Annotated in this window: 2 protein-coding genes; both read left to right on the plus strand. The window is 74.9% G+C overall.

Annotated elements, in window-relative coordinates; genetic code table 11:
• Positions 1-3,651 (plus strand): non-ribosomal peptide synthetase (locus tag K7862_RS36740; protein ID WP_222970092.1); only part of this gene is annotated, 3,651 nt, incomplete at its 5' end.
• Positions 3,648-7,060: non-ribosomal peptide synthetase (locus K7862_RS36745; protein WP_222970094.1), on the plus strand; the 3,413-nt coding region annotated here is incomplete at its 3' end. The genes K7862_RS36740 and K7862_RS36745, both read left to right, overlap by 4 nt.

The following is a 7,060-nucleotide window of genomic DNA, read 5'->3' on the forward strand; positions in this document are numbered from 1 at the left end:
AACCCCCTCTTCCAAATCATGCTCGCCCTCCAGAACAACCCCGCCCCCGTCCTCGACCTCCCGGGGATCAGCGGTGAGCTGGAGCAGCGTCGGACGCCGACGGCCAAGTTCGACCTGACCTTCGACCTGGTCGAGGTGCACGGGGAGGACAGCGCGCCGGGCGGTGTCGAGGGCGTGCTGGAGTACAGCACCGAACTGTTCGACGAGCAGACCGCCGAGGCTCTGGCGCAGCGGCTGGTGCGCGTCCTCGAGGCGGTCGCGGCCGACCCGGAGCAGCGGATCGGGCAGATCGAGCTGCTGTCCGGCACCGAGCGCGAACGGCTGCTGGTGGAGCGCAACGGCACGGCGTACGACCTGCGGCCGGCCACGCTGGCCGCGCTGATCGAGGCGCAGGTGGCCAGGACCCCGGAGAGCACCGCGGTGGTGTCCCCGGACGAGTCGCTGACGTACGCCGAGCTCAACGCGCGCGCGAACCGGCTGGCCCGGCATCTCATCGCGCGCGGCATCGGGCCCGAGCAGACGGTGGCGCTCGCCCTGCCGCGCTCGGTGCACATGATCACCGCGCTGCTCGCGGTGCTCAAGTCGGGAGCGGCCTATCTGCCGATCGCGCCGGACTATCCGTCCGAGCGGATCGCGTTCATGCTCCAGGACGCCCGTCCGGCACTGGTCGTCACCACGGCCGCCGTCCGGCGCGGCCTACCCGCCGGCGCGGGGTCCGGCGTGCTGGTGCTGGACGACGACGCCCTGGCCGAGAGTCTCGCCGGTGAGCTCCACCACGACGTGGAGGACACCGAGCGGACCGCGCCGGCCCGGGTGGACCACCCGGCGTACGTGATCTACACCTCCGGTTCGACCGGCACGCCCAAGGGCGTCGCGGTGACGCACCGCGGCATGGCGGCCTTCTCGGCGAGCGAGGTCACCCGCTTCTTCGTCACGCCCGACAGCCGGATCCTGCAGTTCTCCTCGCCGAGCTTCGACGCGGCGGTGCTGGAGGTGTGCATGGCCCTGCCGGTCGGCGCGGCGCTCGTGGTGCCGCCGCCGGGCCCGCTGGCCGGTGAGCCGCTGGCCGAGTTCCTGGCGCGGTACGAGGTGACGCACGCGCTCATCCCTCCGGCCGCGCTGGCCAGCGTGCCGGCCGTCGACCTGCCCGCGTTCCGCACCCTGATCGTCGGCGGTGAGGCGTGCTCGGCGGAGCTGGTGGCCCGCTGGTCGCCCGGCCGCCGGATGGTGAACGCCTACGGGCCCACCGAGTCGACCGTCGCGGCCACGACGAGCGCGCCGCTGACGCCGGCCCTGACGGCGCCGCCCATCGGCCGCCCGGTGTGGAACACCCGGGTCTACGTGCTGGACGGCGGTCTGCGGCCGGTGCCGGACGGGGTGCCGGGCGAGCTGTACATCGCGGGCGACGGGCTGGCCCGCGGCTACCTCAACCGTCCCTCGCTGACCGCGGAACGCTTCGTCGCCAACCCCTTCGGCCCGGCCGGCGCCCGCATGTACCGCACCGGCGACATCGTCGCGTGGACGTCCGAGGGGGAGCTGCGGTTCGCCGGGCGGGCCGACGGCCAGGTGAAGATCCGCGGCTTCCGCATCGAACTCGCCGAGGTGGAGGCGGTGCTGGCCCGGCACGAGGGCGCCGGCGAGAGCGTGGTCGTGGTCCGCGAGGACCGCCCCGGGCAGCGCCGGCTGGTCGGCTACGTGGTGCCCCCGCCCGGTGCGGCCCACCCGGACCTGGGGGTGCTGCGCAAGTACGCCGAGCAGATGCTGCCGGACTACATGGTGCCGTCCGCGTTCGTGGCGCTGGACGCGCTGCCGCTGACCCCGAACGGCAAGCTCGACCGGCGGGCGCTGCCCGCGCCGGAGGGCGCGACGGGTTCGGGCCGCGGCCCCGGCAACGAGCGGGAGCGCGTCCTGTGCGAGGTGTTCGCGCAGGTGCTGGGCGTGCCTGAAGTGAGCCTGGACGACAACTTCTTCGACCTCGGCGGCGACAGCATCGCCTCCATCCAGCTCGTCAGCGCCGCGCGCAGGGCCGGGCTGACCATCACCCCGCGGGACGTCTTCCGGCACCGCACGGTCGAGGCGCTGGCCCTGTCGGCGAGCGACCCGGCCGAGGCCGCGGACGGGTCGCTCGCCGACAGAGCCAGGGACGCCGGCCCGGACACCGGGACGGGACGCGTACCGCTCACCCCGATCATCGCGTGGCAGCAGTCCCGCGGCGGCCCGATCGGCCGCTTCAGCCAGACGACCCTCGTGCGCGTACCGGCCGGCCTGGACCTGGCGTCCGTGACGGCGGCGCTGCGCACCCTGCTGGACCACCACGACGCCCTGCGGATGCGGCTGGACCGGCCGCAGGACGGCCTCTGGGCGCTGGAGATCGGCCCGCGCGGCTCCGTATCCGCCGACGGGTGCGTGGTGCGGGCCGACGTCTCGGCGACGGCCGAGGACGAACTGCCCGATGTCATCGGGGCGGAGACCGACCGGGCGCTCGACCGGCTCGATCCGGAGGCCGGGCGGATGGTCCAGGCGGTGTGGTTCGACGCGGGACCCGGCCGGCCCGGGCGGCTGCTGCTGGCGCTGCACCACCTGGTGGTGGACGGGGTGTCCTGGCGGATCCTGCTGCCGGACCTCGCCGAGGCGTGGCAGGCGGCGCGGGACGGCCGCGCCGCCCGGCTGGAGCCGGTCGGCACGTCCTTCCGCCGCTGGGCCGAGCACCTGACCACCTCCGCCCAGGACCCGGCAAGAACCGGCGAACTCCCGCTGTGGACGGCGATGTCGGACCACGCGGAGCCGCTGCTCGGCAACCGCCCGCTGGACCCCGCGGTCGACACCGCCGGCAACGCGCGGTCCCTGACCCTCTCGCTGCCGCCGGACCGGGCGGCTCCGCTGCTGACCACCGTCCCCGCGACGTTCAACGGGGGCGTCAACGACGTCCTGCTGACCGCGCTCGCGCTGGCCGTCGGCGGCCGGCGACGCCACCAGGGCGGCGGCACGGCCGTGCTGGTGGACCTGGAGGGGCACGGCCGGGAGGAGTTCACCGAGGGCGTGGACCTGTCCCGGACCGTCGGCTGGTTCACCAGCCTGTTCCCGGTCCGCCTCGACCCCGGCCACCTGGACCTCGGCGAGGTCCGGGCGGGCGGCCCGGCGGCGGGCGAGGCGCTCAAGCGGGTCAAGGAGCAGCTGCGCGCCCTGCCGGACCACGGCCTGGGGTACGGGCTGCTGCGCCACCTCAATCCCCGCACCGCCGCGGCGCTGGCCGGACGGCCCGGGCCGCAGATCTCGTTCAACTACCTCGGCCGGTTCGCCGCGCCGCAGGGCGCCGCCGTGCCGGACTGGACCCCGGACCCGCTGGCCGACGTGCTGGGCGCCGGTGCCGACCCGGCGATGCCGCTCGCGCACGTCCTCGAACTGAACGCGGTGACGCGCGACACCGCCGACGGCCCGTGGCTGGAGGCGGTGTGGTCCTGGCCGGACGGGGTGCTCGCCGAGCACGAGGTCCGCGCCCTGGCCGACGCCTGGTTCGACGCGCTCGACGCGTTGACCGCGCACGCCGGCCGGACCGGCGCCGGCGGCTGGACGCCCTCGGACCTGCCGCTGGTGTCGCTGTCCCAGGCCGAAATCGACTTGTTGGAAACCGAGTGGAGGAACCCCTCATGAGTACGTCGGGACTCGCTGATGTTCTGCCCCTGTCCCCGCTGCAAGAGGGCATCTTGTTCCTCGGCCTGTACGACGAGGGGGCGGTCGACGCCTACACCGTGCAGCTCGGTTTCGACCTGGACGGGCCGCTCGACCCCGACCGGCTCGAGGCCGCGGGTCTGGCGCTGCTGGACCGCCACCCGAACCTGCGGGCCGCCTTCCGGCACGAGAAGCTGAGCCGCCCGGTGCAGGTGATCCCCAAGCGCGCCGAGCCGGAGTGGCGGCACGCCGACCTCGGCCGGCTGACGGGCGCCGACCGCGACGCGGCGCTGGCCGGGCTGCTGGCGGAGGACCGGGCCCGGCGCTTCGACCTGGCGCGGCCCCCGCTGGTCCGCTTCACCCTGGTCAGGCTCGGCGAGGACCACCACCACCTGGTGGTCTCGCTGCACCACATCCTGCTCGACGGCTGGTCCTTCCCGCTGCTCGTCGACGACCTGTTCGCCCTGTACGAGACCGCCGGCGATGCCACCGGGCTGCCTAAGGTCACCCCGTACCGCGACTACCTGGCGTGGCTGGCCCGCCAGGACCGCGACGCGGCCGGCCGGGCGTGGAGCCGGGCGCTGGAGGGCTTCAGCGAGCCGACGCTGCTGGCCCCGGAGGCCGGCAGCAACGTGCGGGTGGCCCCGCGCGAGCTGACCGCCGAACTGCCGCCGGAGCTCACCGCGGCGCTGGCGGAGCTGGCCCGCGGCCGCGGCTGGACCATGAACACGCTGGTGCAGGGCGCCTGGGGACTGCTGCTGGCCGCGCTGACCGGCCGTGACGACGTGGTGTTCGGAGCCACCGTCGCGGGCCGCCCGCCCGAGCTCCCCGGCGTGGAGACGATGGTCGGGCTGTTCATCAACACCCTGCCGGCGCGGGCCCGCCTGGATCCGGCCGAGCCGGTGAGCGCCTTCCTCAGCCGCCTCCAGGACCAGCAGTCCGGCCTGATCGAGCACCAGCACCTGGGACTCACCGACATCCAGCGGCAGGCCGGGCTCGGCGCGCTCTTCGACACCCTCGCGGTCTTCGAGAACTACCCGCTCGACCCCGGTGCGCTCGACCGGAGCACCGGGGGCGTCCGCGTCTCCGGCTTCACCGGCCGCGACGCCACGCACTACCCGCTGAGCCTCATCGCGTACCCGGGCGAGCGGATCCGGCTGCGCTTCGGATACCGCCCGGACGTGCTGGACGAGGACGCCGTCCAGGCGCTCGCCGGCCGGCTGGTGCGGGTCTTCGAGGCCATCGCGGCCGACCCCGACCGGCGGACCGGCCGGATCGACGTCCTCGGCGCGGCCGAGCGCGACCGGGTGCTGGTGGAGTGGAACACCACCACGCACGACGTGGCGCCGGCGACGCTGCCCGCGCTGTTCGAGGCGTGGGCCGGGCGCGCGCCGGAGCGCACCGCTGTGGTCGTCGGGGACGAGCGGCTGCCCTACGGCGAACTCAACGCGCGGGCCAACCGCCTGGCCCGGCTGCTGATCGCCAGGGGCGCGGGCCCCGAGGGGTTCGTCGCCCTGGCGGTGCCGCGTTCCGCCGAGCTGATCGTCGCGCTGCTGGCGGTCCTCAAGACCGGCGCCGCGTACGTCCCGGTGGACCCGGACTACCCGGCCGAGCGGATCGGGTACATCCTCGGGCAGTCGCGGCCGGCCCTGCTGCTGACCACCGCCGCCACCGCTGCGGTGCTGGACGGGCACGGCGTGGACACGCTGGTCCTGGACACCCCGGACGGCGTCGCCGCGCAGGCGGCGCACACCGACGGCGACGTGACGGACGCCGAGCGGCGGACCCCGCTGTCCGCCGCGCACCCGGCGTACGTCATCTACACCTCGGGCTCCACCGGCCGCCCCAAGGGCGTGGCCGTCCCGCACGAGGGCATCGTGAACCGGCTGGCCTGGATGCAGGCGCAGTACGGGCTGACCGAGGACGACCGGGTGCTGCAGAAGACCCCGTCCGGGTTCGACGTGTCGGTGTGGGAGTTCTTCTGGCCCCTCACCGAGGGCGCCACGCTCGTCGTCGCCAAGCCCGGCGGGCACCGCGACCCCGCGTACCTCGCCGGTCTGATCCGCGAACAGCGGGTGACCACCGCCCACTTCGTGCCGTCGATGCTGCACGCCTTCCTCCAGGAGCCCGCCGCCGCCGGGTGCACCGGGCTGCGACGGGTGATCTCCAGCGGCGAGGCGCTGCCCGGTGAGCTGCGCGACCGGTTCTTCACCGTGCTGGCCGCCGCCGAGCTGCACAACCTGTACGGGCCGACCGAGGCCTCCGTCGACGTCACCTTCCAGCCGTGCGCGGCGGACGACCGCCCAGGCCCCGTCCCGATCGGCCGCCCGGTGTGGAACACCCGGCTGTACGTGCTGGACGCGGCGCTGCGGCCGGTGCCGCCGGGCACGAACGGCGAACTGTACATCGCGGGGGTGCAGTTGGCGCGCGGCTACCTCGACCGGCCGGCCCTGACCGCCGAGCGGTTCGTCGCCGACCCGTACGGCCCTGCCGGGTCGCGCATGTACCGCACCGGCGACCTCGCCCGCTGGACCGCCGACGGCACGCTGGAGTACGTCGGCCGCACCGACGACCAGGTCAAGATCCGCGGCCTGCGCATCGAGCTCGGTGAGATCGAGACGGTGCTCGCGGAGCGGGAGGACGTGGCCCAGGCCACCGTCGTCGCCCGCGAGGACACCCCCGGCGACCAGCGGCTCGTCGCCTACCTGGTGCCCGCGCCCGGGACGGCCGCGCCGGACGCCGAGACCCTGCGCGCCCACCTCCGGCAGTCGCTGCCGGACTACATGGTCCCGGCCGCCTTCGTCACGCTCGACGAGCTGCCGCTGACGGCGAACGGCAAGCTGGACCGGCGGGCGCTGCCCGCCCCCGAGATCTCCGGCGGCCCGGGCGCACGCGCCCCGCGGACCCCGCAGGAGGAGATCCTGTGCGGGCTGTTCGCCGAGATCCTCGGCGCCACCCGGGTCGGCGCCGACGACAACTTCTTCGACCTCGGCGGCCACTCCCTGCTGGCGACCCGCCTCGTCTCCCGGGTCCGCTCGGCTCTCGGCGTCGAACTGCCCATCCGCGCCCTGTTCGAACACCCCACACCCGCCCGGCTCGCCGGCACCCTGACCGGCGCCGACCGCGCCCGCGACAGCGTCCGCCCCATGGTCAGGCCCGAGGTCGTGCCGCTGTCGCACGCGCAGCGCGGGCAGTGGTTCCTCAACCGCTTCGCGGAGGGGAGCGCCCAGTACAACGTCTTCTTCTCCGTGCGGCTGCACGGTGACGTGGACGCGGGGGCGCTGGAGGCGGCGCTGCGGGACGTCAGCGACCGGCACGAAGCGCTGCGCACCACGTTCCCCGAGATCGACGGCATCCCCCGGCAAGTCGTCCAGGCCGAACCCCAGATCAC

It is taken from the genome of Actinacidiphila acidipaludis, assembly GCF_019890725.1.
GTDB lineage: Bacteria > Actinomycetota > Actinomycetes > Streptomycetales > Streptomycetaceae > Actinacidiphila > Actinacidiphila acidipaludis.